At 70.7% G+C, this 24,874-nt stretch carries 20 protein-coding genes; 11 read left to right on the forward strand and 9 right to left on the reverse strand.

Annotated elements, in window-relative coordinates; genetic code table 11:
* Nucleotides 1-20: 20 nt before the first annotated feature.
* The 5 genes from trbF to soxB all read left to right on the forward strand — a co-directional run bounded on the left by trbF (nt 21) and on the right by soxB (nt 5,296).
* A complete protein-coding gene (gene trbF, locus ACSQ4M_RS10240; protein ID WP_004883108.1) occupies nt 21-725 on the forward strand; it encodes a conjugal transfer protein TrbF in 705 nt (234 codons plus the stop codon).
* The gene (gene trbG, locus ACSQ4M_RS10245; protein ID WP_004883112.1) at nt 722-1,714 is read left to right on the forward strand and encodes a P-type conjugative transfer protein TrbG; all 993 of its coding nucleotides are present in this window, start codon (nt 722-724) and stop codon (nt 1,712-1,714) included. The genes trbF and trbG overlap by 4 nt, the downstream gene beginning before the upstream one ends.
* A 2-nt stretch (nt 1,715-1,716) precedes the next feature.
* Nucleotides 1,717-2,997, forward strand: coding sequence for a TrbI/VirB10 family protein (locus tag ACSQ4M_RS10250; RefSeq protein ID WP_004883119.1), 1,281 nt, complete (start codon nt 1,717-1,719; stop codon nt 2,995-2,997).
* Nucleotides 2,994-3,236 (forward strand): DUF2274 domain-containing protein, encoded by a 243-nt coding sequence (locus ACSQ4M_RS10255; RefSeq protein WP_004883121.1) that lies wholly within the window; start codon nt 2,994-2,996, stop codon nt 3,234-3,236. The genes ACSQ4M_RS10250 and ACSQ4M_RS10255 overlap by 4 nt, the downstream gene beginning before the upstream one ends.
* Before the next feature lie 323 nt (nt 3,237-3,559).
* Complete coding sequence (gene soxB / locus ACSQ4M_RS10260; RefSeq protein ID WP_436189429.1) at nt 3,560-5,296, forward strand: thiosulfohydrolase SoxB; 1,737 nt, start codon at nt 3,560-3,562, stop codon at nt 5,294-5,296.
* Between the two features lie 6 nt (nt 5,297-5,302).
* Here the strand turns inward: soxB and ACSQ4M_RS10265 are convergent, their stop codons facing one another.
* A complete protein-coding gene (locus ACSQ4M_RS10265) occupies nt 5,303-6,454 on the reverse strand; it encodes a YeeE/YedE family protein (RefSeq protein WP_436189430.1) in 1,152 nt (383 codons plus the stop codon).
* A 72-nt stretch (nt 6,455-6,526) separates the two neighbouring features.
* Nucleotides 6,527-7,102: a Holliday junction branch migration protein RuvA gene (gene ruvA / locus ACSQ4M_RS10270; protein ID WP_436189431.1), complete on the reverse strand. Its 576-nt coding sequence runs from the start codon at nt 7,100-7,102 to the stop codon at nt 6,527-6,529.
* 34 nt (nt 7,103-7,136) lie between these two features.
* On the opposite strand from ruvA, the gene ACSQ4M_RS10275 reads away from it, so the two are divergent.
* The 3 genes from ACSQ4M_RS10275 to ACSQ4M_RS10285 all read left to right on the forward strand — a co-directional run bounded on the left by ACSQ4M_RS10275 (nt 7,137) and on the right by ACSQ4M_RS10285 (nt 11,013).
* Nucleotides 7,137-8,135: a PhoH family protein gene (locus tag ACSQ4M_RS10275; protein ID WP_436189432.1), complete on the forward strand. Its 999-nt coding sequence runs from the start codon at nt 7,137-7,139 to the stop codon at nt 8,133-8,135.
* A gap of 73 nt (nt 8,136-8,208) precedes the next feature.
* Nucleotides 8,209-8,670 carry an rRNA maturation RNase YbeY gene (gene ybeY, locus ACSQ4M_RS10280; protein WP_436189433.1) on the forward strand — a complete coding sequence of 154 codons (462 nt, stop codon included), beginning with the start codon at nt 8,209-8,211 and terminating at the stop codon, nt 8,668-8,670.
* A gap of 111 nt (nt 8,671-8,781) precedes the next feature.
* On the forward strand, nt 8,782-11,013 hold the full coding sequence (locus ACSQ4M_RS10285) for an Ig-like domain-containing protein (RefSeq protein WP_436189434.1): 2,232 nt from the start codon (nt 8,782-8,784) through the stop codon (nt 11,011-11,013).
* Between the two features lie 31 nt (nt 11,014-11,044).
* Here ACSQ4M_RS10285 and ACSQ4M_RS10290 read toward each other — a convergent pair whose 3' ends face one another.
* From ACSQ4M_RS10290 to ACSQ4M_RS10320, 7 genes are all read right to left on the reverse strand, one after another.
* Nucleotides 11,045-14,767 carry a CHASE domain-containing protein gene (locus ACSQ4M_RS10290; protein WP_436189435.1) on the reverse strand — a complete coding sequence of 1,241 codons (3,723 nt, stop codon included), beginning with the start codon at nt 14,765-14,767 and terminating at the stop codon, nt 11,045-11,047.
* Nucleotides 14,768-14,914: 147 nt separating this feature from the next.
* A complete protein-coding gene (locus tag ACSQ4M_RS10295) occupies nt 14,915-15,220 on the reverse strand; it encodes a hypothetical protein (protein ID WP_056662435.1) in 306 nt (101 codons plus the stop codon).
* 154 nt (nt 15,221-15,374) lie between these two features.
* Nucleotides 15,375-17,120 carry a diguanylate cyclase domain-containing protein gene (locus ACSQ4M_RS10300; RefSeq protein ID WP_436189436.1) on the reverse strand — a complete coding sequence of 582 codons (1,746 nt, stop codon included), beginning with the start codon at nt 17,118-17,120 and terminating at the stop codon, nt 15,375-15,377.
* A 128-nt stretch (nt 17,121-17,248) separates the two neighbouring features.
* Complete coding sequence (locus ACSQ4M_RS10305) at nt 17,249-18,283, reverse strand: ABC transporter substrate-binding protein (protein WP_436189437.1); 1,035 nt, start codon at nt 18,281-18,283, stop codon at nt 17,249-17,251.
* Entirely contained in the window at nt 18,280-19,395 is a 1,116-nt protein-coding gene (locus tag ACSQ4M_RS10310) for an oxamate carbamoyltransferase subunit AllG family protein (protein WP_436189438.1), read from the reverse strand. Before ACSQ4M_RS10310 ends, ACSQ4M_RS10305 begins: the two co-directional genes overlap by 4 nt.
* Nucleotides 19,395-20,996 (reverse strand): gamma-glutamyltransferase family protein, encoded by a 1,602-nt coding sequence (locus ACSQ4M_RS10315; RefSeq protein ID WP_436189439.1) that lies wholly within the window; start codon nt 20,994-20,996, stop codon nt 19,395-19,397. The genes ACSQ4M_RS10310 and ACSQ4M_RS10315 overlap by 1 nt, the downstream gene beginning before the upstream one ends.
* Nucleotides 20,993-22,261 carry an amidohydrolase/deacetylase family metallohydrolase gene (locus ACSQ4M_RS10320; RefSeq protein WP_436189440.1) on the reverse strand — a complete coding sequence of 423 codons (1,269 nt, stop codon included), beginning with the start codon at nt 22,259-22,261 and terminating at the stop codon, nt 20,993-20,995. Before ACSQ4M_RS10320 ends, ACSQ4M_RS10315 begins: the two co-directional genes overlap by 4 nt.
* 122 nt (nt 22,262-22,383) lie before the next feature.
* Between ACSQ4M_RS10320 and ACSQ4M_RS10325 the strand changes: the two genes are divergently transcribed.
* From ACSQ4M_RS10325 to ACSQ4M_RS10335, 3 genes are all read left to right on the forward strand, one after another.
* The gene (locus tag ACSQ4M_RS10325; RefSeq protein ID WP_436189441.1) at nt 22,384-22,893 is read left to right on the forward strand and encodes a MarR family winged helix-turn-helix transcriptional regulator; all 510 of its coding nucleotides are present in this window, start codon (nt 22,384-22,386) and stop codon (nt 22,891-22,893) included.
* A 227-nt stretch (nt 22,894-23,120) separates the two neighbouring features.
* The gene (locus tag ACSQ4M_RS10330) at nt 23,121-23,876 is read left to right on the forward strand and encodes an SDR family NAD(P)-dependent oxidoreductase (RefSeq protein WP_436189442.1); all 756 of its coding nucleotides are present in this window, start codon (nt 23,121-23,123) and stop codon (nt 23,874-23,876) included.
* Nucleotides 23,877-23,883: 7 nt separating this feature from the next.
* The gene (locus ACSQ4M_RS10335; RefSeq protein ID WP_436189443.1) at nt 23,884-24,852 is read left to right on the forward strand and encodes an isopenicillin N synthase family dioxygenase; all 969 of its coding nucleotides are present in this window, start codon (nt 23,884-23,886) and stop codon (nt 24,850-24,852) included.
* Nucleotides 24,853-24,874 lie beyond the last annotated feature (22 nt).

Here is a 24,874-nt window from a genome sequence, read left to right on the forward strand (position 1 = left end):
TGACCACCAAGGAGAACCCTATGCGATTCAAACGCCCGCAGGTGCGCTATGCCGACACGCCGCAGCCTGCCACCCCGTACCAATCCGCCGCGCAGGTGTGGGACGAGCGCATCGGCTCGGCCCGCGTCCAGGCCAAGAACTGGCGTTTTATGGCCTTCGGCTGCCTCACGCTTGCGCTGCTGATGGCCGGTGGCCTGGTGTGGCGCTCGGCGCAGTCCATCGTCACCCCTTACGTCATCGAGGTCGATCAGTCGGGGCAGGTGCGCGCCGTCGGCGAAGCCGCCACGCCGTACCGGCCCGCCGATGCGCAGATCGCGCACCACCTGGCGCGCTTCGTGACGCTGGTGCGCTCGCTGTCTATCGATCCCATCGTGGTGCGGCAAAACTGGCTGGACGCCTACGACTACACCACCGACAAAGGCGCGGCGGTGCTCAACGACTACGCCAGCAAGAACGATCCTTTCGCCCGTGTTGGCCGCGAGTCGGTGACGGTGCAGATCACCAGCGTGGTACGCGCCAGCGATGCCTCGTTCAACGTCCGTTGGACGGAGCAACGGTTCATCAACGGTGCCCCCGCCGGGACCGAGCGATGGAACGCGGTGCTTTCCACCGTCCTGCAAACCCCGCGCACCGAACAGCGCCTGCGCAAGAACCCGCTGGGTATCTACGTCAACGGCCTGTCGTGGAGCCGCGAACTGGATTCTTCTGAAGGAGCCAAGCCATGAACCTGTCTTTCCGCTTATACGCTTTCGCGCTGACCGTGGTGGCCCTGTCGGGCTGCGCTTCGCAGGGCAAGCCGCCTCCGTCCATTTCGCTCGATGAGCCGGTGCAGGCACAGCCGCTGCCGGAGCCGCCTGCTCCAGTGGAAGTCGTCGCCATGCCCGAGCCGCTGGCGCTGCCAGCGCAGTTGAAGCCGCTGCACGAGTTGGACGCGGCCCCGGCTAAGCCGGAGCCGGCCGATGAGAAGGTGCGCGTTTCCCGTGCCAATGCCGAGGCGCGCATCGCGCCCACGCGCGAGGGCTACGTCAATGCGATTCAGGTGTGGCCCTTCACCGATGGTGCGCTCTACCAAGTCTATGCCGCGCCGGGACGCGTGACCGTGGTTTCCTTGCAGCCGGGCGAGGAACTAGTGACGGTCGCAGCCGGCGATACCGTGCGCTGGATCGTCGGTGACACGTCCAGCGGCAGCGGCGACGCGATGCGCATCAATGTGCTGGTCAAGCCCATCCGCTCAGGCCTCAAGACGAATTTGGTCATCACCACCAGTCGCAGAACATACCTGCTGGAACTGACCTCGACGGAAAAGGCATGGATGGCGTCGGTGTCCTGGGACTACCCAAAAGACCGGATGTTGGCCTTGCAGCGCCAGTCGCAGGCGGCTAGCGCCGCCGCACCGGTCGATACCGGACTGTCGCTGGAGAAGATCCGCTTCCGATATTCCGTCTCAGGCAGCAATCCGCCGTGGAAGCCGCTGCGCGCCTTCGACGATGGCGAGAAGGTCTATATCCAGTTCCCGCCGGGAATCGCCCAAGGCGAGCTGCCACCGCTGTTCGTCATCGGCGCGCAGGGCGACGGACAACTGGTGAATTACCGTTTTCGCTCGCCTTACTACATCGTGGATCGGCTGTTCGGCGCGGCCGAACTGCGCCTGGGCGGCGACAAGGGTGACGTGGTGCGTATCGAACGCACGGATGGCTTGGCGCGGAGGAACTGACCATGAGCCAGGACGACACTCCCGACCTCGCCACGCCGCATGCGGGCAAGGTGGCACCCGAGGCAGTTGCGCTGCGCGCCCAACCGCGCCCGGTCACGCGCCTGAACCGGCGCACGCTGGCCATCCTCGTCGGCGGTCTCTCGGTCGCTGTGCTCGGCGCGCTGATGTGGTCGCTGCAACCGCAGCGGCGCGGTGCAGGCGAGCAGACCGAGCTTTACAACGTCGATCGCGTCTCGAAGTCCGAAGGGTTGGACGCGCTGCCGGCGGACTACTCGAAGCTGCCGCCCCCCTTGGCGGCATCCGTGCCGGAGTTGGGGCCGCCGCTGCCAGGCGATCTTGGCCCGGCCATTGTGAAGTCGCAGCAGCCGGTGACGGCCGCCTACGCGGCCCCCGGCAACGACCCCAACGACGCGTTGCGCAAGGAAGCCGAAGCAGCAGCGGCATCGGCGGTGTTCTTCCGCTCTGGTTCGCAGAAGGCCGCGCCGGTGGCGCAGACACAGGTAGCCGCTGCGCCGGGCTTCACCGCCAATGCGGCCTTCGACCCGCTGGCGGCCGGGCCTGCGTCGACGGCGGCCCAGCCCGCCGACCCGACCGCCGTGCAGAACCGGCAAGACCAGAAAGAGGCATTCCAGAAAGCCGGAACCACGGAAGCCCGTGATTCCGGCAACCTGACGCTGCCGGCGTCGCCGTATCAGGTCATGGCCGGAACGGTGGTCGCCGGGGCGCTGGTGACGGGCATCAAGTCGGACTTGCCGGGCGATGTGATCGCCACAGTGACGGAGCCGGTCTATGACACGGCTACCGGCAAGTTCCTGCTGATCCCGCAGGGGTCACGCATCCTGGGCAAATACAACAGCCAGGTCAGCTACGGGCAGAGCCGCGTGCAAGTGGTGTGGAACCGGATCATCCTGCCCGACACGTCTTCGCTCAAGCTCGACAACTTGGCCGGCACCGATCCGGCCGGCTACGCCGGCTTGGAAGATGATGTGGATTGGCATTGGGATCGCGTCTTTGCCGGTGCGGCACTGACGACGCTACTGGGCATCGGTGCCGAACTGGCTGCGCCGGAGAACCGGCAGGACGGTGATCGCGTCATCATCGCCGGCCGCGATAGCGCCCAGGACAGCATCAATCAGGTCGGTCAGGAGATGACCCGGCGCAACCTCAACATCCAGCCCACCTTGACGGAGCGCCCCGGCTTGCCGGTTCGCATCATCGTCAACCGCGATCTGGTGCTGCGGCCGTACCAGCCACTTTTCTTCAACAGGGGGACTTCGCGATGACGACGCGCAAGCTACGGCTCGGGCCGCTGCCGAAAACGGAATCCACGAAGCTGACTTTTGCTTGCCCGGCCAGCCTGAAAGCCGACCTCGACCGCTACGCTACGCTGCACGCGCAGACCTACGGCGAGGCGGTCGATGCCACGGTGCTAATTCCGCACATGCTAGAAGCCTTCATGGTCGGAGATCGGGGATTCAGGAAGGGAGGCGCGGGCAAGGCCGCGCCGCCGAAGCCAAGCTGATGATGCCGGTTTCCGCTGGCGGCCATCCCTCAAACGCGCAGCCCAAGGCTGCGCGTTCTTCATTCTGGAGGACGGCGACCGATTGGGCTATGAAGACCAAACGCGGCTACCGCCTGCAGGCAACCGCCCCCGATGCAGCACGCTCGGGCTTTCTACCGCGAAGCTCCTATGTGGCTCCCAGCCCACAACGCCACAGCCCCGCAAGGCGGCCCGAAGTAGAGCCAAACCCGCACCCCATATAGACTTCCGGCCATCAGGCTGATTTCAACAATCGCTTGACTGCGGACATTTTTTACCTCCAATCCATAAGCAAGTGCTGATTCATGAATCTGACCAAGCGTGAGTTCCTGCAGCTCATGGGCGCGGCCTCGGTGGCCGGCATGGGCCTGGCGCGCTGGGGCGAGGCCGATGCCGCGGCCACCTCCGATGCGCTGTACGACCTGCCGCGCTTCGGCAACGTGTCGTTCCTGCACATGACCGACTGCCATGCGCAGCTCCAGCCCATCCACTTCCGCGAACCCAGCGTGAACCTGGGCATCGCCGGCATGCAGGGCCGGTTGCCGCACCTGGTGGGCGAGCACCTGCTCAAGGCCGCCGGAATCTCCGCCGGCACGGCCCAGGCCCATGCGCTGACCTACCTCGACTTCGAACAGGCGGCGCGGCGCTACGGCAAGGTCGGCGGCTTCGCGCACCTGGCCACGCTGGTCCGGCGCATGCGCGCGAGCCGGCCTGGGGCGCTGTTGCTCGACGGTGGCGACACCTGGCAGGGCTCGGCCACGGCGCTGTGGACCAAAGGCCAGGACATGGTGGATGCCGCCAAGCTGCTGGGCGTGGACGTGATGACCGGCCACTGGGAGTTCACGCTGGGCATGGAGCGCGTGAAGGAGATCATCGACAAGGACTTCGCCGGCCAGGTCGACTTCGTCGCGCAGAACGTCAAGACCACCGACTTCGGCGACCCGGTGTTCAAGCCCTACGTGATCCGCCCCGTCAATGGCGTGCCCTGCGCCATCATCGGCCAGGCCTTCCCCTACACACCGATCGCCAACCCGCGCTACCTGGTGGCCGACTGGGAGTTCGGCATCCAGGACGAGAACCTGCAGAAGATGGTGGACGAGGCGCGCGGCAAGGGCGCGCAGGTGGTGGTGGTGCTGAGCCACAACGGCATGGACGTGGACCTCAAGATGGCCAGCCGCGTGAGCGGCGTGGACGCCATCCTGGGCGGCCACACGCACGACGGCATGCCGGTGGCCTCGCTGGTGGAGAACCGCGGCGGCAAGACCATCGTCACCAACGCCGGCTCCAACGGCAAGTTCCTCGGGGTGCTGGACTTCGACGTCAAGGGCGGCAAGGTGGCGGACTTCCGCTACCGGCTGCTGCCGGTGTTCGCCAACATGCTGCCGGCCGACGCCGCCATGGGCGCGCTGATCACCAAGATCCGCGCGCCCTACGAGGGCAGGCTCGGCGAGGTGCTGGCCCACACCGAAGGCCTGCTGTACCGGCGCGGCAACTTCAACGGCTCGGGCGACCAGCTGCTGCTCGATGCGCTGATGGACGTGCAGGGCGCCGAGATCGCCTTCTCGCCGGGCTTCCGCTGGGGCACCAGCCTGCTGCCCGGCCAGGCCATCACGCGCGAGTGGCTGATGGACATGACGGCCACCACCTACTCGTACGCCACCGTGACCGAGATGTCGGGCGAAATGCTCAAGACCGTGCTGGAAGACGTCTGCGACAACCTGTTCAACCCCGACCCCTACTACCAGCAGGGCGGCGACATGGTGCGCGTGGGCGGGCTGCAGTACAGCTGCAACCCCCTGGGCGCGGCCGGCAAGCGCATCGAGGACATGCGGCTGCATGGCAAGCCCATCGAGGCCGGCCGGACCTACAAGGTGGCCGGTTGGGCCCCGGTGTCGGAGGAGGCTGCCAAGGCTGGCAATCCGCAGGTCTGGGAGGTCGTCGAGCGCTGGCTCAAGGCGCAGGGCGGCAAGGTCACGCCGCGCAAGGTGAACGAGCCCCGGCTCACGGGCGGCCTGCCCAACCCGGGCTACGCCGCCGCCTGATCGCGGTCAGCGGCCGGCTGCCGGCTTCATCGGCGTGCCGATGCCGCGGGCGGTGCTGTGCCGGTCCTGCACCGTCAGAGCCAGGCAGGCGCCGGCCACGATGCCGGCCACGGCCAGCACCGAGCCGGCCGAGAGAAGTGCCAGCCCGGTGACGCCGTTGCCCACCGAGCAGCCCAGCGCCGTCACGCCGCCGAAACCCATCAGCAGCGCGCCGGCGCTGTGCGAGGCCAGCTCACCCGGCGTGGTGAAGGATTCGAGGCGGAACTCGCCGCGCAGCCGCGCGCTGATGTGGCTACCCACCAGCACGCCCAGCGCCACGGCCACGCCGAAGGTCAGCACGGTGGCGCGGTCGGTCCACAGCGTGAGCAGGTCCAGCGCCGCTGCCATGGGCGCGGAGAACGACAGGCCCTCGGGCCGGCGCGACTGCGTGCCCAGCCAGGCCGATTCCAGCGTCTCCGGGTGTTCCGCCAGGAAGCCCAGGTGGCCGGTGATGAACAGCGCGGCGCCCAGCAGCAGGCCCACGCCGATGCCGCCGACCCAGTGCACCGCATCCAGGCTCTGGCGTGCGCGCCAGGCGTAGGCGAAGGCGCCTGCGGCGATCAGCCCGGCCAGTGCCCAGCGCAGGCCCGCAGCGCCCACGCCGGACGCGCGCGACAGCAGTCCGCCCAGGTCCTGCGGGCCGGCCAGCGGCAGTGCGGCGGCATCCAGGTAGTCCACGCGCAGGCCGGCGAAGGCGCCGCGCAGCGTCATGAGCGCGGCAATCGCCACCAGCACCAGCACGATCAAGGCTTTGAGGCTGCCCGAGCCGGCCTTCACCAGGCAGCGCTGCGGGCAGCCGCCGGACAGGATCATCCCGTAGCCGAACAGCAGCCCGCCGACCGCGCAGGACAGCCAGGCCAGCCGGTCCGACCAGGCGATGGTGCGGGTCGCGTCCAGCAGCCCGCCGCCGATGAGGCCCTGCACGCACAGCGCGCCCACGCCGATGGCCAGCAGCCAGGAGGCCAGCCGCGCGGGGCCGCGGAAGATCACCCAGTCGGCGATGGCGCCGCGGATGCAGAAGCGGCTCGCCTGGCCGACCGCGCCCAGCGCCAGGCCGACGAGCAGGCCGCCGATGACGACGGTCCGGGCAATGGTGGCGGGATCGGTGGAGGTGAACATGGGACGGATCGGCGCTGAGGGCGGGCGGCGGGGGCGGCCGGCGAGTTTAGCGGGCGGTGCCGCCCGCGCGTGTCAGGCCTTGGACAAGGCCTTCAGCGCGAGCTTGATGCCGTCGCTCACGCCCACGTCCTGGGGCAGGGCCTTCAGCGCGGCGGCGGCTTCCTTGTCGCTGTAGCCCAGTGCCAGCAGCGCCTGCAGGATGTCGGCCTGGTGGTCGGTGGTGGCGCCCTGGTGCGGGCCGATGTCGGCCCCCAGCTTGCCTTTGAGCTCCAGCAGCAGCCGCTCGGCGATCTTCTTGCCGATGCCGGGCACCTTGATGAGCCGCCCGCTCTCCTGCAGCGTGACGGCCTGCGCCAGGTCGGCCACGCCCAGGCCCGACAGCACGCCCAGCGCCGTGCGCGGCCCCACGCCGCTGATCTTGATGAGCTGGCGGAAGGTGTTGCGCTCGGCCGCGGTGCCGAAGCCGTAGAGCAGTTGCGCATCCTCGCGCACGATGAAGTGCGTCAGCAGCGTCACGCGCTCGCCCAGCGCGGGCAGGTTGTAGAAGGTGCTCATGGGCACATCGACCTCGTAGCCCACGCCATGGCAGTCCACCAGCACCTGGGGCGGGTTCTTTTCGGCCAAGAGGCCCTGTAGTCGTCCGATCATGGGCGCGGATGGTACGCGGCGACAATCGCATCCCATGATCGTCCGCCACAACTTCACGCCCCCCAACAACACCCGGCTGGACCACGTGTGCGGCCCCATGGACGCGCACCTGCGCCAGATCGAGACAGCGCTCGCGGTCAAGATCGCGCACCGCCACGAGCAGTTCAAGATCGACGGCCCCAAGGCCAAGGCGCAGCGCGCGCTGGAGGTGCTGCAGGCCATGTACGAGATCGCCGCCCGCCCGATCGCCACCGACACCGTGCAGCTCATGCTGGCGGGTGATGGCGATGTCTCTGGCGGCCCCGAAGGCCCCGCGTTGCTGACGCGCCGCAGCGACCTCAAGGCGCGCACGCTGAACCAGGCCACCTACCTGGACAACATCGCCAGCCACGACATCACCTTCGGCATCGGCCCGGCAGGCACCGGCAAGACCTACCTGGCCGTGGCCTGCGCCGTCGATGCGCTGGAGCGCTCGGCCGTGCAGCGCATCGTGCTGACGCGCCCGGCCGTGGAGGCCGGCGAGCGGCTTGGCTTCCTGCCCGGCGATCTGGCGCAGAAGATCGACCCCTACCTGCGCCCGCTGTACGACGCGCTGTACGACCTCATGGGCGCCGAGCGCGTGGCCAAGTGCTTCGAGCGCAACGCGCTGGAGATCGCGCCGCTGGCCTTCATGCGCGGGCGCACGCTGAACAACGCCTTCGTGATCCTGGACGAGGCGCAGAACACCACGCCCGAGCAGATGAAGATGTTCCTCACGCGGATCGGCTTCGGTGCCAAGGCCGTCGTGACGGGCGACGTGAGCCAGATCGACCTGCCCAAGCAGCAGCTGTCGGGCCTCATCGATGCCGAGCGGGTGCTCAAGCGCGTCAAGGGCATCGCCATCACGCGGCTGACCAGCGCCGACGTGGTGCGCCATCCGCTGGTGGCGCGCATCGTCGATGCCTACGACGCGCGCGGCGGCGGTGGCGATGCCGACGCGCCCGGCCGCGATGCGGCAGAGCAGGTGGTGCGCACACGCCGGGGTGCGCGATGAGCGCCGCGCCGGGCCGCCCCAAGCAAGCTCGCTCCCGCTTGGCGGGACAGGCCGCAGGCCGAAGGGTGCACCAATGAGCGGTCTTCTGAACGACCTGCAGCTGTCGCTGCAGTTCGCCGCCTTCGACGGCGTGGCCGAACACCGTGCCGCGCTGCCGCGCCACAAGGTGGCGCGCTGGATCCGCCACGCCTTGGACGCGGACGCCGAGATCACCGTGCGCATCGTCGGCGCCGAGGAAGGCCAGGCGCTGAACCGCGACTACCGCCAGCGCGACTACGCCACCAACGTGCTGACCTTCGACTACACGCAGGAGCCCGTGGTCACGGCCGACCTCGTGCTGTGCGCGCCCGTTGTGGCGAAGGAGGCGCGCGAGAACGGCAAGACGCTGCAGGCGCACTACGCCCACCTGCTCGTGCACGGCACGCTGCACGCGCAGGGCTGGGACCACGAGACCGGCGAGGAAGACGCCGAGGAAATGGAAGCGCGCGAGACCGAAATCCTGCACGGGCTGGGTTTCGAAAGCCCTTACGGCTGACAAGGGGTGCGCGCCCGCGCGGCGCCGCGGCTTCGCTGGGGCGCGCGCATGTGTCATGTCCGTGACTTTTTGTAGCCATAGCCTGCGCGGCTGTCACATCCACCCTGCGCCATGGCACATCCCTACCCCGATCCCGTTTCCCTTCCGCCGTTCCGACGCCTCCCACAGCGCCTGCTGATCCTGGGCGCCACGCTGGCGCTGGCCGCCTGCGGCGGTGGCGATGGCGGCACCGAACCCGTCGCACTCGGCGCGCCCACGCTGGCCTTCGTGGCGCCCCAGGAAAGCCTGGACCTGGCCAACTACACGCTGACGCAGCGCGTCACGCTGCCCGTGAACGCGGCGGCCGGCGCCAACCAGATCGCCATGGAGGTCTCGGCCGTCACCTACAACGAGGCCACCGACAGCCTGTTCATCATCGGTGACGAAGGCACCTACATCACCCAGCTGTCCAAGGCCGGCGCCGTGATCGACACCATGGACCTGCCCGCCGGCCTGTTCGCCGATCCCGAAGGCCTGACCTGGGCCGGCGGCAACAGCTTCGTGGTGGCCAACGAGCGCGAGCGCAGCGCCTCGCTCGTGACCTACACGGCCGGCACCGTGCTCAACGCCGCCAGCGTGCGCACCGTCAAGCTCGGCGCCACCGTGGGCAACATCGGCCTGGAGGGCGTGACCCGCGATCCGCTCACCGGCGGCTACATCTTCGTCAAGGAAATGACGGAACAGGAGGTGTTCCAGACCACCATCGACTTCAATGCCGGCACCGCCTCCAACGGCTCGGCCACCACGGGCTCGCCCACCACCGCCAGCTCGGTCAACCTGTTCGACCCGACGCTGATGCGCCTGGCCGACATCGCCGACGTGCACGCGCTGTCCAACAGCGTGGCGAGCAGCGCGCCCGACTACGCGCACCTGCTGGTGCTGGGCCAGGAGGATGGCCGCATCCTCAAGGTCGACCGCGCCGGCAAGACCTACAGCCGGCTGGACCTGCCGAATGCGCCGAACTTCGGCCACGAAGGCCTTACGCTGGACAAGCAGCTGAACCTGTACGTGACCAACGAGACCGGCGGCGGCAGCCCCTCGCAGCCGCAGCTGTGGGTCTACACGCCGACGCGCTCGGCCGCAGCTGTGGGCCTGGCCAGCAACCTGTACCTGAGCTTCAGCGACACCGTGGGCGCCGGCACCGGCAACATCACGCTGGTGGGCAGCAGCGGCGACACCCGCACCATCGCGGTCACCGACGCCACCCAGGTCAGCATCGAGGGCCGCACCGTCCGGATCAACCTGGCGGCCGACCTGTCGCCCAGCACGCGCTACAGCGTCCAGTACGCCGCCGGCGTGTTCAAGGACAGCACGGGCCTGGCCACCCAGGCCGTGGCCAGCGACCAGACGCTGGCCTTCACCAGCGTGGCCGACACCACCGCGCCGGTGCTGCAGTCGTCCCTGCCTGCGGCCAATGCCGCCGGCGTGCTGCTGGGCGCCAACATCGTGCTGGAGTTCAGCGAGGCCGTGCGCGCGGGCGCCGGCAGTTTCACCCTCACCAACGGCAGCAGCGATGTGCGCAGCATCGCGGCCAGCGACAGCACGCAGGTCACGTTCAGCGGCAGCACCGTCACGCTGAACCCCACGCTGGACCTGCAGGCCGGCACCGCCTATGCGGTGCAGGTCTCCGCCACGGCGGTGCAGGATGCCGCGGGCAATGCCTTCGCAGGCACGCTCGCCAGCCCGCTGGCCTTCAGCACCGAGGGCACGGCGGCCACGCCGCCGCCGCAGCTGCTGATCACCGAGGTCAACTCCAACGCGGCCGGCGGCGACTTCTTCGAGATCTACAACTACGGCAGCAGCCCGGCCGTGCTGGCCGGCTGGAAGTGGGACGACAACTCCGCCAGCGCCACCGAGGCGGTCACGCTGCCCACGGTCACCATCCCGCCGCAGGGCCGGCTGGTCGTCGTGGCCGCGGCCGACACGGCAGGCTTCCTGGCCGCCTGGGGCCTGACGGCGTCGCCGCTCATCCTGGCCTCGGACGGTCCGGGCCTGGGCGCCTCGGGCGATGCCGTGGTGCTGTTCGACAACAACAACCAGGTCGTGGCCAGCTTCAACTACAGCGCAGCGGCGATCCCGGTGGAGGGCGGCAGCGCCACGGTCCCGTCGTCGCAGCCCTCGGCCGGCGTGACCGCGAACTACGGCGCGCATGCCGGCGCGGTCTACGGCGGCAACGGCACCAGCTCGGCGGTGTGGGACGGCGTCTCCACCTCGGCGCCCGCCTACCGCGCGGCGGTGGTCGGCGTCAACGGCGGCTTCGCGCAACCGGGCGCGGCCACGTCCATCGGCTCTCCGGGCCGGTGAGCACCGCCTGCGCGCGCCTGGCCTGGCGCGTTCAGCCGGCGGCCTGGCGCGTGTAGGCGGCGATCGCCGCGCCGGCCTGGGCCATCGCCTGCGCCAGCGCATCCAGCGCGGCGTCGGCGGGGCGGCCGCCCTTCAGCGCATGCTCGCAGGCAGCGGCCTGTTCGGCCACGTCGACCAGCCCCAGCTGCGCCGCCGCCCCGCGCAGCCGGTGTGCCAGCGCCGCCGCTTCGGCCGGGCTGGCGCGGCGCAGCTGCAGCGCCTCGTCGCCATGCAGGTGCATGAACCGGCCCAGGGCCCGGGCGAACGCCGGGGCGTCATCGTAGACCGCCAGCCCGCGCTGCACGTCGATCGCCGTTGCGCCGGGCCGCGATGGCGGCAAATCCACCGGCGCCGCGGCATCGCCGCTGCGCCGCACGTGCAGCAGCGTCTGCACCAGTTGGTCGACCAGGAAGGGTTTGGCGACGAAGGCGTCCAGCCCGCTGGCCAGCGCCTTGTTGCGCTGCGATGCGAAGGCGCCGGCCGTGAGCGCCACCACGGGCAGGTGACGCAGGGCCGGCGAGGCGCGGATGCGCCGCGTCGCCTCGTAGCCGTCCATGCCCGGCATCTGGATGTCCATGAGCACCACGTCGAAGGCCGTGGGCCGCTGCGCCAGCAGCGCGAGCGCGCTGCCGCCATCGTCGGCCAGTGCCACCGTGGCACCTTCGCCGCCCAGGATGCGGGCCGCGACCTCGCGGTTGATCTCGCTGTCGTCGACCACCAGCAGCGCCATGCCCTGCAGCCTGCGTGCCGCGGGGCCTGCAGGCAGGCGGGCCGGCGCCTGGGGCAGCGGTGGGCAGCGCTCGGCCGCGGTGGTGGCGAGATCGAGCGTGAAGCTGAAGGTGCTGCCGACGCCGCGCACGCTGGCGACGGTCAGGTTGCCGCCCATCAGGCCCACCAGGTGGCTGCTGATGGTCAGGCCCAGGCCGGTGCCGCCGAAGCGCCGCGAGGTCGAACTGTCGGCCTGGCTGAAGGCTTCGAAGATGTGCGCCTGCTGCTCGGGGCCGATGCCGATCCCGGTGTCGGACACCCACCAGCGCAGCCGCACCCGGCCCGGCGTGGCGCCGTCGTCCTCGCGCGCCACGCCCAGCGTGACCTCGCCGCGTTCGGTGAACTTGATGGCGTTGCTGAGCAGGTTCATGAGCACCTGTCCCAGGCGCAGGCTGTCGCCGACCAGGTAGCGCGCTCCGGGCGGTGGCGGTTGCACGACGAGCGCCACCGGCTTGTCGCCCCGGGCCGCGGCCATGACCGAGGCCAGGTTGTCCAGCACCGCGCCCAGGTCGAAGGGCTGCTGCTCGATCTCCAGCCGGTGCGCCTCGATCTTGGAGAAGTCCAGGATGTCGTTGATGATGGCCAGCAGGCCCTGGCCGGCATCCTGCAGGCGCTGCAGCATGGCCTGCGCATCGGCCGGCAGGCGCTGGCCGGCCAGCAGGTAGCACAGGCCCAGGATGGCGTTCATGGGCGTGCGGATCTCGTGGCTCATGTTCGCCAGGAACTCGGATTTGGTGCGCGTGGCCTGGCGCGCGTCCTCCAGCGCCAGGTGCAGCTCCTGCGTGCGCCGCGCGACCTGTTCCTCCAGCGAGGTGTTGAGCTCCAGGATGCGGTCCTGCGCCGTGATCTGCGCCGTGATGTCGCGGTTGATGCCGACCAGCCGTTGCGCCTGTCCGTTGGCGCCGTGCTCGACGATGGCGGCCGCCTGGATGTGGCGCGTCTCGCCCGCGCGCGTGATGCGGAAGCTGGCTTCGTAGGTGCCGCCCTCGCGCCGCAGCCGCTCCAGCCCGGGCTGCAGCGCCAGCAGGTCGTCCGGGTGCACGCGCGACTGCCAGAACGCGACCCAGCCGCCACCGGCGCGCAGCGCGGGCGGCACGCCGTAGATCTCGAACATGCGCGCGTCCCATTCCATCTCTTCGTCTTCGAGCCGCCAGACCCAGATGCCCACGTCGGCCGCGGCCACCGCCAGCCGCAGCCGGTCCAGCGTGGCCTGCAGCTGCACCTCGAGCTGGCGCCGTTGCGTGATGTCGGTGATGGATGCCAGCGTGGCCGGCCCTTCGCGCGTGCGCACCGGGTTCAGGCCGATCTCCACCGGGATGTCGCGCCCGTCGCGGTGGCGTGCGTACAACGCGCGGCCCTGGCCCATGGCACGCGGCTGCGGCGCGCGCAGGTAGCCGGCCACGTTGTCCGCGTGGTCGGTGCGGTAGCGCTCCGGGATCAGCGCCTCCAGCGACAGGTCGCGCAGTGCGGCCGCGTCGTGGCCGAACAGTTCCTCTGCCTTGCGGCTGGCCAGCACGATGCGCTGCTGCGCATCGACCATCAGCATCGCCGTCGGTGCCGCCTCCACGGCCAGCTGGAAACGTTCGTCGGCATGCAACTGCTCGGTGATGTCGCGCACCGTGACGGCCAGGCCCAGGCTCCGGCCGCCCTGGGCCACCACGGGCGCGCTGCGGATGTCCAGGTCGATCGAGCGGCCGTCGCGCTGCAGCTGTGCCGTGAACTCCGAGCGCGCGGTGCGCGACAGCGGGCCGGGGGTGGTGCCGTCCGTGCCGGTCAGGAAGTCCTGCAGCGGGCGGCCCAGCACCTGCGCCGTGCTGCGGCCGAAGATGCTTTCGGCCGCGCGGTTCCAGCGCGTGATCCGGCCCTCTGGATCCAGGCCGACGATGCCGTCGCCGGCGTTCTCGGCGATGGCCGCCATGTGGGCGTCCTCCACCATGGCCTGGCGGCGGTGCTGGCGGTCGCGCAGGAAGAAAAAGAGCAGGGTGGCCAGCAGCACGCTGGCGCCCACCATGAGCTGCGCCGTGCGTCGCGGCGCGGGCAGGTTGAGCCGGGCCGTGAACACCGGCGTGGCCTTGAACTCGGCGATCCATTGGCGGCCGTACACCGCCAGCGCCACGCGGCGCACCAGGCCGGCGTGCGCCGCCTCGTCGGCGTGGGCATCCGCGAAGAAGCGCTGCGGTGGCTGCGTGCCGTCGGTGTCGTACAGCGCGAGCGAGAGTTCGTCGTGGATCAGCGTCTGACCGGCCAGCACCTCGTGGATCACGAGCGGCGCGTAGGCCAGGCCCGCGGCGGTGTGCGCGGAGGGCTGCGGCGGGGCCGCGCCATCCTGGGCGGTGTCGATGGGCAGCAGGAACAGGAAGCCCTGCAAAGGCTGGCCGCTGGCCTGGACCAGCGTGACCGGGCGCGTCAGCGTGGGCTGGCCGCTGCGCAGGGCCTGCAACGCCGCCTCGCGCCGGTTGGCCTCCGAGGCGATGTCCAGGCCGATGGCCTCGCGGTTCTGGGCCTCGGGCTCGACGTACTGGATGACGAGCAGGTCGTTGCCATGGGGGCCCTGCTGCTGAACCCTGAAGTCGGCCCGCTCCGCGCGCGCCCGCGCCAGGAAATCGGGCAGCTGTGCCTGCGGCACGCGGCGCACGAAGCCGAAGCCGCGCGCTCCGGGGAACTCGCGCTCCAGCTCGCGTGATTCGGCATAGCGGCGAAAGCGCTCGCGCGTGATCTGGTCGCTGCCGGCCGCGATGACCGCGCCGCGCGCGCCGCGCAAACCGTACTCGTAGACGTTCAGGCGCTTGAGCAGCTCGGTGGTCGCGCGCTCGACCAGGCTGTCGAAGCGCTGTTCGCGGATCGCCTGCTGCGCGGCGGCGATGCGCTGTGCCTCGGCAAGGGCCAGCGCGCATCCCATCGCCAGCGCGACGAGGGACCAGACCCACGGGGAGGATGGGCTGCGCATGGCTCGCTCTTGCGGCTCCCTTTGCTCGAAAGTTGCACCAATGTATTCGAGCAAATGTAGGGATCGCCGCGCCAATGCACAACGCGGGTTTGCGCAGGCCGTTGCAGGCGATCCGGACGGCTTTCCACAAAAGTGTGGATGCGGGCGCTACCCCAGCCGCACTTCGAACCGCGCCTGGGCCGCCGCCTGCGGCAGGTCCTGCACGGCCAGCTGGCGCGCCGCATGGTTGGCCAGCCGCCATTGCACGAGCAGGGTCTGGGCCTCGGCGCCGGGTTCGTCCGCGAGCGCGGCCACGCGCGCGATCGCGCGCAGCGCGTGCGCCACGTCGTCGGGCGTGCCCAGGCGGCGCTCCAGTTCACGGCAGTAGCGCAGTTCGGCGTGCATGCGGATGGCCTCGGGCAAGGCCGGTTCGACCAGAGCGACCAGGTAGGTGGTGTCGAGCAGGGTGTCCATCGAAAGCTCCTTGAATGGCTGTTCAAGCATACAGCTTTTCGGCGAAATACTGAAGATATATCCAGCTTCAATGGTGCAGCCTGGGGACCAATCCCCGGGGTCCAGGATGGACCGCCGCGCACCGGCCGGCAGGCGTTCGCCTGCGGCCCGCCCGCTACTGCGCTGCGGCGCGCGGCGGGTCGCTGCGCAGATGGATGACGGACCGGTTGCGCCCGGCCGCCTTTGCTTCGTACAGGGCCACGTCGCAGGCCTGCAGCAGCACCGTGGGCCGCAGCTCCGCGCCCGGCGCGAACACCGCACAGCCGCAACTGGCGGTGAGCCGGCCGTGCGGCGAGGCGGCGTGTGGCAGGGCCAGCGCCTCGATCGCCTGCGCCAGGCGTTCCAGCAGGGGTTCGGGCTGTCGGATGCCGGGGAAGACGGCAACGAATTCCTCGCCGCCGTAGCGCGTGACCAGGTCGGTGTGCCGCGCCACGGACTGCAGCGCCCGCGCCACCCCGCGCAGCGCATCGTCGCCGTGCAGATGCCCGTAGCGGTCGTTGTAGGCCTTGAAGTGGTCGACATCGACCATGGCCACCGTCACGGCCTCGCCCGCCTCGCGCGCCTGCGCGCAGATGCGCACCAGTTCCTGGTCCAGCACGCGCCGGTTGGCCAGGCCGGTGAGCGGGTCCTCCTGGCTTTGGCGCAGCAGGGCCAGCTTGTCGCTGGCGAGCGCGCGGTTGGTCTCGCGCAGGTGCATCTCGCCCTGCCGGGCGTCGGTGATGTCGATGATGAAGCCGATCGCGCGTGCCGGCGTGCCGTCCTCGGCCTGCAGGATGCTGGCCACCGAGCGCACCCAGCGGATCTCGCCATCGGGGCGGACGATGCGGAACTCGAGCTTGTAGTGGCCCTGGGTGGCGATGGCTTGCGCCGCCGTTTCGTCGATCTCGGTGGCCCGCTCCACATCCTCGGGATGGATGATGGGTCGGAAGGCCGCGAGGGAGCGGACCGGCGTGGCCGGGTCCAGTCCCATGATGCCGTGCCAGGCGTCGTCGCACAGCAGCACGTCCTGCCGGATGTCGTAGTCCCACACCCCCAATCCGCCGACGCTGGCCGCCATGGCCAGGCGCTGCTGGCTGCGCCGCAGCGACTCCTGCGCCTCGTGCGCTTGCGTCACCTCGCGCGAGATGCACAGGATCGCCGGCCCGATGCCGTCCGGTCCGGGGACCGGCGTGAGCATGTTGTCCCAATGCCGGGCCTGCAGGCCCGGCAGCACGCTGCGGCCCGGGAAGCGGGCGGGCCGGCCGGAGCCCGCGGCAGCGAGCGCCTGTTCGCCGAGCGGACGCACTTCGGCGGGCAGCAGGTCGAGCCAGCGCATGCCGAACGGACCGCCCGCGCAGAGCCCGAGCGCCGTGCAGGCGGCACGGTTGGCGTAGAGCAGCCTGCCGTCGGCGGAGAGCAGCTTGATGCAGTCCGGCCCGGCGTCCAGCATCTGCGCCTGGGTGCGGGCCTGGGCCTGGAGCTGCAGCATCCCGATCTTGAGGTCGTGGATGTCGGTTGCGAGGCAGAGCCAGCCCGCAGCGCCGGGCGCATCCTGCAGCTGCAGCGCATGCCAGCGCGCAGGCCCCTGTTCGGTGGCGAGCCGGCATTCGAGCCCCGCGCTTGGTGCGCCCGCGGCGGCGCTGTCCAGCCGCGCCAGCACGGCGTCGCGGTCCCGTGCATCGATCAGCTGCGCCCAGGGCGTTCCGGTGGGCCGCACGACCGCGCCGGCCAGCCGCAGCCAGGCCGCGTTCATGCGGCGCACGCCACCGTCCGGCCCGACGAGGCAGGCCGGCATGCGCAGCAGGTCGATCAACCGGGCGGCTGCGCTGGCCGGTTCGCCCGAACTGGAAAGACCGTTTGCAGATTCGATTGCGTTGCCCATCGCACGGTCTCTTTCGCTGTGTCGGATGTTCCAACACTTCCGTGCAGCCATGCTGGCGCGTGGGCGCGCGAATTGCAACAGTTGGCGCGTCGCGCGCGCGCACGAGTTGCGGCGCTGCGACGCCACAGCTACTTCGGCACGGCCCGCCTGTCGGCCGGCGGCAGGTACTGTGCGGTGAACACCTCGGCCGGGTCGGGGGCCGGGATCTCCAGCGCTGCCGCCACCTCCTGCATCGATCTGCCGAGCCGTGCCGGGTCGACGCCGCCCAGCCCGTTGGCACGCGTCCAGGGCGTCACGATGGACCAGTCCAGCGACAGCTGCAGGCGCTCCTGCTCGACCTCGCGGTTGATGAGCTTGTCGCGCTGGTACAGGGCCTCGATGGCGCTGGCCGGCTGGCGGATGCTGGTCACGATGCCCTCGGCCACGCACTGGGCCAGCGCCGTGAGCGCCGGGCCGTGGCTGGCGGCGAACGCGCGCTTGGTCACCAGCGCGCTGCCGTACAAGGTGGAGCCGAACTGCGGGAAGCGCATCACCACCAGCTCGTCCTTGGGTACGCCGACCGCGCGCGCGCCCATGTAGCCCGTGAAGGCCGCCCCGCTGATGGCATCGGCCTGCTTGCGCGCGAGCATGGTCTCGCGCAGCTCGGGTGCCACGTTCATCCATTTCACGGCGCTGGCGTCGAAGCCGTTGGCCTTGGCCAGCGCCGGGAACAGCCGGCGCGAGGCATCGCCGGGCGGCGCCGCGATGGTCTTGCCCACCAGGTCGGCCGGCTTGGCGACACCCGTGTCCTTGCGCGTGATGATGGACAGCGCGGCGCCGTCGTACACCATGAAGAAGGCGATCAGCCGGTCCTCGGGCCGGGTCTGCTTGGCGTTGTACTCGACCATGGCATTGATGTCGGCGAAGCCCACGTCGTAGGCACCGGCGCCGACCTTGACCACGGTGTCGCCCGAGCCGTAGCCGCGGTCGGTCGTCACGTCCAGCCCAGCCTTCTGGTAGCAGCCGTTCTGGTGCGGCACCAGGAACGGCGCCTGCGGGCCCTGGAACACCCAGTCCAGCGCGAAGCGCAGCTTGGCCGGCTGCTGGGCGCCGGCGGCACCAGCGAGGGTGGCCAGCGCGAGCAGGGCGGCGGTGCGCAGGCGGAAGAGCGAAGGCAGCTTCATGGCGTGGGTCTTTCAGGAACGGGGAAGAACAGCGAGGGGTCGGGTGCGTACCAGCCGCGGCCGATCAGCCCGGCCGCGCCGGACGCGTCGAGCACGGCCAGGTTGACCAGCGGCGGCTGGCCGCTGGCCGCCACGCGGGCGGGATCGACCAGGCCCGAGACGGTGTCGGTCACCAGCGCACGGCACTGGGCCAGACCGGCTGGCAGCGATGCATGCCACTCGTCGCACAAGGCCGGTGCGGCCGGCAGGGCCTGGCCGCCCAGCCCGCAGAAGTCGAGCACGGCGCTGTCGCCGATGGCGCCCAGCGCGGTGGCGCCGGCATGCTGGGGCAGGCGCGTGCCGGTGGGCGGCGCGGCATCGATGGCGCGCCAGCCGGCATCGCCGCGCAGCCGCAGGCCGAAGCGCAGGCCGTTGCCGCCCACGGCCGCGATGGGCGCGCCGCTCTGGCGCAGCCGCCAGGCGGCCGCGGCCATCAGGATGGTCAGCACGAAGCCGGGGCTGCCTGCCAGCAGCGCGCGGTCGGTCTCCGGCAAGCCGTCGAGCCGGGCCAGCAGCGCCGCGTTGGCCGCACCGGTGCGACCATGGCATTCGTCGCCCTCGGCCAGGGCCTGGGCGATGACGGGTGCCAGCGCCAGCGGCCGGGCCAGCAGCAGCGGCGCCAGGCGCTGCAAGCCCAGCTCGGTGACGGCCTGCAGGCGCGGCAGCGCAGCCGGGTCGCTGGTGCCGAAACGCAGCGCGGGCGGCGGCCCCTCGACCAGCGGCGCCCAGGCCTGCGTGACGCCGTCGCCGACCTCGGCCAGCGGCATCGCGGCAGACACCACCTGCGCCAGCGGCGTGGCCACACCGTGGTCCTGCGCGGGCAGCAGGCGCACGGCGCCCGTGGCCAGCAGCGCCTGGGCAGCAGCCCCGTCGTCGGCCAGGCCTTCGAACAGCAGGGCCTGCACGGCCGCCTGGCGCACGGGGGCGGGCGGCGGGCCGTCGAATGGCGGGCCGGCGTGCAGCAGCACGTCACGGCCCAGGTGGGGCAGCGCCACACGGCGGCGCACCACGTTGCGCCAGGCGGCGCCGGTGAAGGGCGCGGCCCAGGCGGAATAGTCGGTCGTGGTGTCCATCAGTACGCGGCCACGCTGCCGTCGGAGCGCGGGTCGAATCCGCCGGTGCAGGTGCCCGCGGCGTCGCGCAGGATGCAGCCGGCATGGCCGAAGGTCTCGTCGAAGGCGCCCAGCACCTCCACCGCGTGGCCACGCGCACGCAGCTCCTGCACGGTGGCCTCGGGAAAGCGGCTTTCGAGCTTGAGCGAATCGCTGCTCTGGCCCCAGGTGCGGCCCAGCAGCCAGCGCGGCGCCTCGATGGCGGCCTGCGGGTCCAGCCCGTGTACCACGCAGCGCGTGAACACGGCCGACTGGCTCTGCGGCTGCCCGTCGCCGCCCATGTTGCCGTAGACCATGGTGCGGCCGTCGTGCAGCAGCGCCAGCGCCGGATTCAGCGTGTGGAAGGGCTTCTTGCGTGGCGCCAGGGTGTTGATGTGGCCCGGGTCCAGCGAGAACGAGGCGCCGCGGTTCTGCCAGTTCACGCCGCTCTCGGCCAGCACCACGCCTGAACCGAACTCGTGGTAGATGCTCTGGATCATCGAGACCGCATTGCCCTGGCCGTCGACCACGCCCATCCAGACGGTGTCGGCCGGTCCCTTGCCTTGGCCCCAGGCGGCCGCGCGGCCCATGTCGATGCGCGCCGCCATGGCGTCCAGCGCGGCAGGCGCGAGGAAGCTGGCCGGGTCCACCGTCATGCAGCCGGGGTCGGTGATGTGGCCGTCGCGCACGCCGAAGGCCTGCTTGACCGACTCGGCCGCCGCGTGCACGTAGTCGGCGCCCAGGTGGTCGAAACGCTCCACGCCCAGCCGGTCCATCAAGCCGAGGATGATCAGCGAGACCAAGCCCTGCGTGGGCGGCGGCATGTTGTAGACGGTGCCGGCGCGGTGCGCCAGCTGCAGCGGCTGGCGCAGTTGGGCGCGGTGCTGGGCCAGGTCGTCCAGCGCCAGCGGGCTGCCCACGGCCTGCAGGTCGCGCGCCAGGCTGCGGGCCAGGTCGCCGCGGTAGAAGTCGTCCAGCCCGGCGCGGGCCAGCTGTTCGAAGGTGGCCGCCAGCCGTGGCTGGCGGAACAGGCTGCCCACCGTCGGCGCCTGGCCGCCGGGCAGGAAGGTCTCGGCGAAGCCTTCGACGCCCTGCAGTTCGGCCTGCTTGGTGGCGCTGTTGCGGTGCTGGCTGACGGTCACGGGCACGCCGTGGCGCGCGCCGTCGATGGCATCTTCCAGCAGCCGTGCCAGCGGCATGCGCCCGCCCAGCCGCGTGCGGCTCAGCGCCAGCGCCTGCTCCCAGCCCGACAGCGTGCCGGCCACGGTGATCGCGGCCGCGCCGCCGCGGAACGGGATGGCGGGCAGGCCCGCGTAATCCTCGCGCCGCACGGCCGCGGCGCTGGCGCCGCAGGCGTCGATGCCCACCACCTCGGTGCCGCCGGCCCCAGGCAGGCCGACCAGCCAGAAGCTGTCGCCGCCGATGCCGTTCATGTGCGGGTAGGCCACGGCGATGGTGGCGGCCGCGGCCACCATGGCCTCGATGGCGTTGCCGCCTTCGCGCAGCACCGCGAGGGCCGATTGGGAGGCGAGGGCGTGGGGGGCGACCGCCATGCCGCGGCGGCCACGGACGGGCTGCGTCATGCTTCTTGCGCCACCGGCAGGATGGAGGCGTCGGCCTCGAAGCGCCGGCCCGCGCGCAGGCAGAAGGCCGGCGTCAGCAGCTGCTCGGTGAACACCTGCGTGCCTTCGTTGTCGGGCATGCGCCAGCGGCCGCGCGCGTCGTTGAGCACGCTCACGTCGGCGACACCGCCGACGCTCAACGTGCCGAGCTCGCCTTCCATGCCGACCATGCGCGCCGCGTTGCGCGTGACCATGTCGACCACGTGCGCGAGCGGCAGGCCCAGCGCCAGCATGCTCGTCATGGCCGAGGTCAGGCTGAAGCGTGTCCTGCCCTTGAACAGGTGGTCTTCCTCGTCGGGGTGGCTGTCCGGCGTGCCGGCCGGCTGCGGCACGGCCGTGTTGTAGCCGTGCATGTCGGCGCCCAGCGTGTCGGGCACGATGCCGGCGTCCAGCACGATGCGCGCGGTCTTGTAGCTGAAGTGCGAACCGTGGCCCACGTCGATCTTGAGTCCGCGCGCCACGGCCTCGGGCACCAGCGGGTGCAGCTTGCCGTTTTCCTCGACGAAGCCGCCCGGGTGGCGGCTGAAGGGGTGGGCCAGGATGTCGCCGGGTTTGAGCATCTCCACCACCTGGTTGAAGATGGAATCGGGGTTCACGGGCAGGCCGCCGGCCTCGGGCTTGGGCCACAGCTGGCCGAAGTGGATGTAGACCGGCAGCTCGGCCTCGCGGCCGATGCGCGAGGCGATGCGCATGACCTGCACCCCCCAGCGCGCGAAGCCGCCGATCTCGGCATGCGCCTTGAGGCCGCGCACGAGGTCGCGGTTCTGCCGCGCCGACTTCACGGTGGCGTCCACGTCCAGGCAGTCGGGCCGGTACATCTCGGGGTAGTAGTGGCCCTCCAGGCCGCCGACCAGGTAGGCCGACAGGAAGGCCAGCACGCGCGTGTGCGAGGGCTCGGCCACGTACTGGCGAAAACCCGGCAGCGTGATGCAGCTGGGCCCGCCCTGGTCGATGAGCGTGGTCACGCCCGAGCGCACGCCGCACAGGTCGGCGTTCATGCCGAAGCGGCCCGTCACGCCCTGGTACACGTGGCCGTGGGTGTCGATCAGGCCGGGCAGCACCAGCTTGCCGCGGCAGTCCACGCGCTGGGCGCCATCCGGCACGGCGGCGCCCAGGTCGGTACCGATGGCGGCGATGCGGCCGTCGGTCACCAGAATGTCGAAAAGGCCGTCGCGGCCGGCGGTGGGGTCGATCACCCGACCGCCCTGCAGAACCATGCTGCTCATCTTCTTGCCTGCTTCCTGTTGTGGGTGTGCGAATTGATAGGTGGTATGCCGCATATTTTGTGCCAGCCCCGGAGCGCCGATCTGGTGCGTATGTCACAACCCTGCCCGGCTAGACTTTGCGCATGACAGAAGAAAACGATGCCCTGCCGGTGCGGGCCCAGTTGGACCACTACTGCGAACGCTCCGCGCTGTTCGCCCGTCCGGGCTTCCTGATCCGCCGGCTGCACCAGATCCACACCTGGCTGTTCACCGAGGAAACCCAGCAGTACAACGTCACGCCCGTGCAGTACAGCCTGCTGACCGTGCTGGCCGAGCACGGCGAGATGGACCAGAACACGTTGGCCTACGAGGTCGGCCTGGAGCGCACCAGCGTGGCCGAGGTGCTGCCGCGGCTGGAAGCGCGCGGCCTGGTCGAGCGCCGGCAGTCCGACGCCGACCGGCGCGTCAAGCTGGTGCGCATCGCGCGCAAGGGGCGCGCGCTGGCCAAGCGCATGGACGGCGCGGCCCAGCGCGCGCACGACCGCACCATCGCCTACCTGCCCGAGAGCGAGCGCGAGCGTTTCATGCTGCAGCTGATCCAGCTCGTGGAGTCGCACAACGACACCAGCGTGGTGCCCTGGAAGCTGCGCTGAAGGCCGCCGATCTGGGGTGTGCCCCGTTTTGGTTTGGCGGGGCTGGCGGCGCGCCACATCGGTGCGTCCAAGAGCCGGCAAACTCCCCATATATGTGGTGCACCACGTAGTTGGAGTGTGAAAATTTCCTTGTTTTTCAATGACCTGAATCAATGACTGCCGCGTGACCATGCGCTAGTGGCATGGCAGTTGCTCTGTCCCGTGCAACTGACAGGAGCACGGTGAACATGGGTCTGGAACAAGCGGTGGCGATCGTCACGGGCGCGGCACAGGGCATCGGCTACGCCGTGGCCCAGCGCTTCGGCGCTCGCGGCGCCAAGGTGGTGGTGGCCGACCGCAGCGGCGCCGACGCCGCGGCCGAGCGGCTGCGCGGTCAGGGCATCGACGCGCTGGGCGTCGCCGTCGATGTGTCTCAGCCCGAGCAGGTCGAATCCATGGCGGCCCAGGCCGAGGCGCTGTATGGCCGCATCGACGTGCTGGTCAACAACGCCGGCATCTATTCCTCGCTGACGCCCAAACCCTTCGAGCAGCTCACGGTGGCCGACTGGCAGCAGGTGCTCGGCGTCAACGTGGTCGGCGTGTTCCTCGCCTGCAAGGCGGTGCTGCCGGCCTTCCAGCGTGCCGGCGGCGGGCGCATCGTCAACATCTCCTCGGGCGTGGCCTTCAAGGGCAACCCGGGCATGGCGCACTACGTGGCCAGCAAGGGCGCGGTGATCTCGCTCACGCGCGCGCTGGCCACCGAACTCGGCGTGCACAAGGTGCTGGTCAACAGCGTGGCGCCGGGCTTCACGCTCAGCGACGGCGCGCTGGCCAACCCGGTGCTGGTCGAGGGCGTCAAGGGCCCCTCGTTGCGCGGCCGTGTCTTGGCGCGCGACATGCTGCCGGACGACCTCGTCGGCGCCATCGAGTTCTTTGCCGACGCACCCTCGGCCTTCATCACCGGCCAGACGCTCGTCGTCGACGGCGGTGCCTACTTCCACTGAGGCGGCCATGGCATCCATCCCCGTCATCGACCTGTCCGCCGCGCTGCACGGCCGCGCCGACGAACGCCTGCGCGCCGCGCGTGCGATGGAAGCCGCCTGCACCGACATCGGCTTCTTCACCATCCGCGGCCATGGCGTGCCGCTGCCCGTGATCGAGACGCTGCGTGGCCATGCCAGCCACTTCTTCAACCTGCCGCTGGCGACCAAGCAGGAGGCGGCGCCGCCGGACGCAGCCGTGCCGCGCGGCTACCGCGCGCTCGGCTTCGACGCGCTGTCGCGCGGCAATGCGGGCGCCGCGCCCGGCGACCTCAAGGAGTATTACCACTTCGGCCGCGAGCAGTGGCCCGACGAACCCTACTTCACGGGCGAGGAGGGCCGCGGCTACTTCATCCCCAACCGCTGGCCTGCAGCGCCCGCCGGCTTCGCAGAAGTTGCCGCGGCCTACTACGCGCACATGGAGCGGCTGACGGGCGAGATGATGGCGCTGGTCGCACTCGCGCTGGGCATCCCCGAGGACTTCTTCGACGACAAGATCGATCGCCACATCACGGCGATGCGCATCAACTTCTACCCCGAGCAGAAGGTGGCGCCCGAGCCCGGGCAGCTGCGCGCCGGCGCCCACACCGACTATGGCCTCTTGACCATCCTGAACGGCGAGAACACCGCCGGCGGCCTGCAGGTCTGCACGCGCCAGGGCGCGTGGCTGCCCGTGGAGACGGCGCCCGACACCTTCGTCGTCAACATCGGCGACCTGCTGATGCGCTGGACCAACGACCGCTGGGTCTCCAACGTGCACCGCGTCGTGAACCCGCCGGCCGAGGCCGGGCCGGCCGCGCAGCGCATCTCCATCGCCTTCTTCCACCACCCGAACTACGACGCGCTGGTGGAGTGCATCGCGCCGCCCGGCCAAGCCAAGTACCCGCCTGTGCGTTCGGGCGACTACCGCACCGAGAAGTACCGGCAGACCCGCGTCTGACCGCACCACCCCACACACCACG

This window comes from Pseudorhodoferax sp. LjRoot39, assembly GCF_964253035.1.
In the GTDB taxonomy this organism is placed as follows: Bacteria; Pseudomonadota; Gammaproteobacteria; order Burkholderiales; family Burkholderiaceae_C; genus Pseudorhodoferax.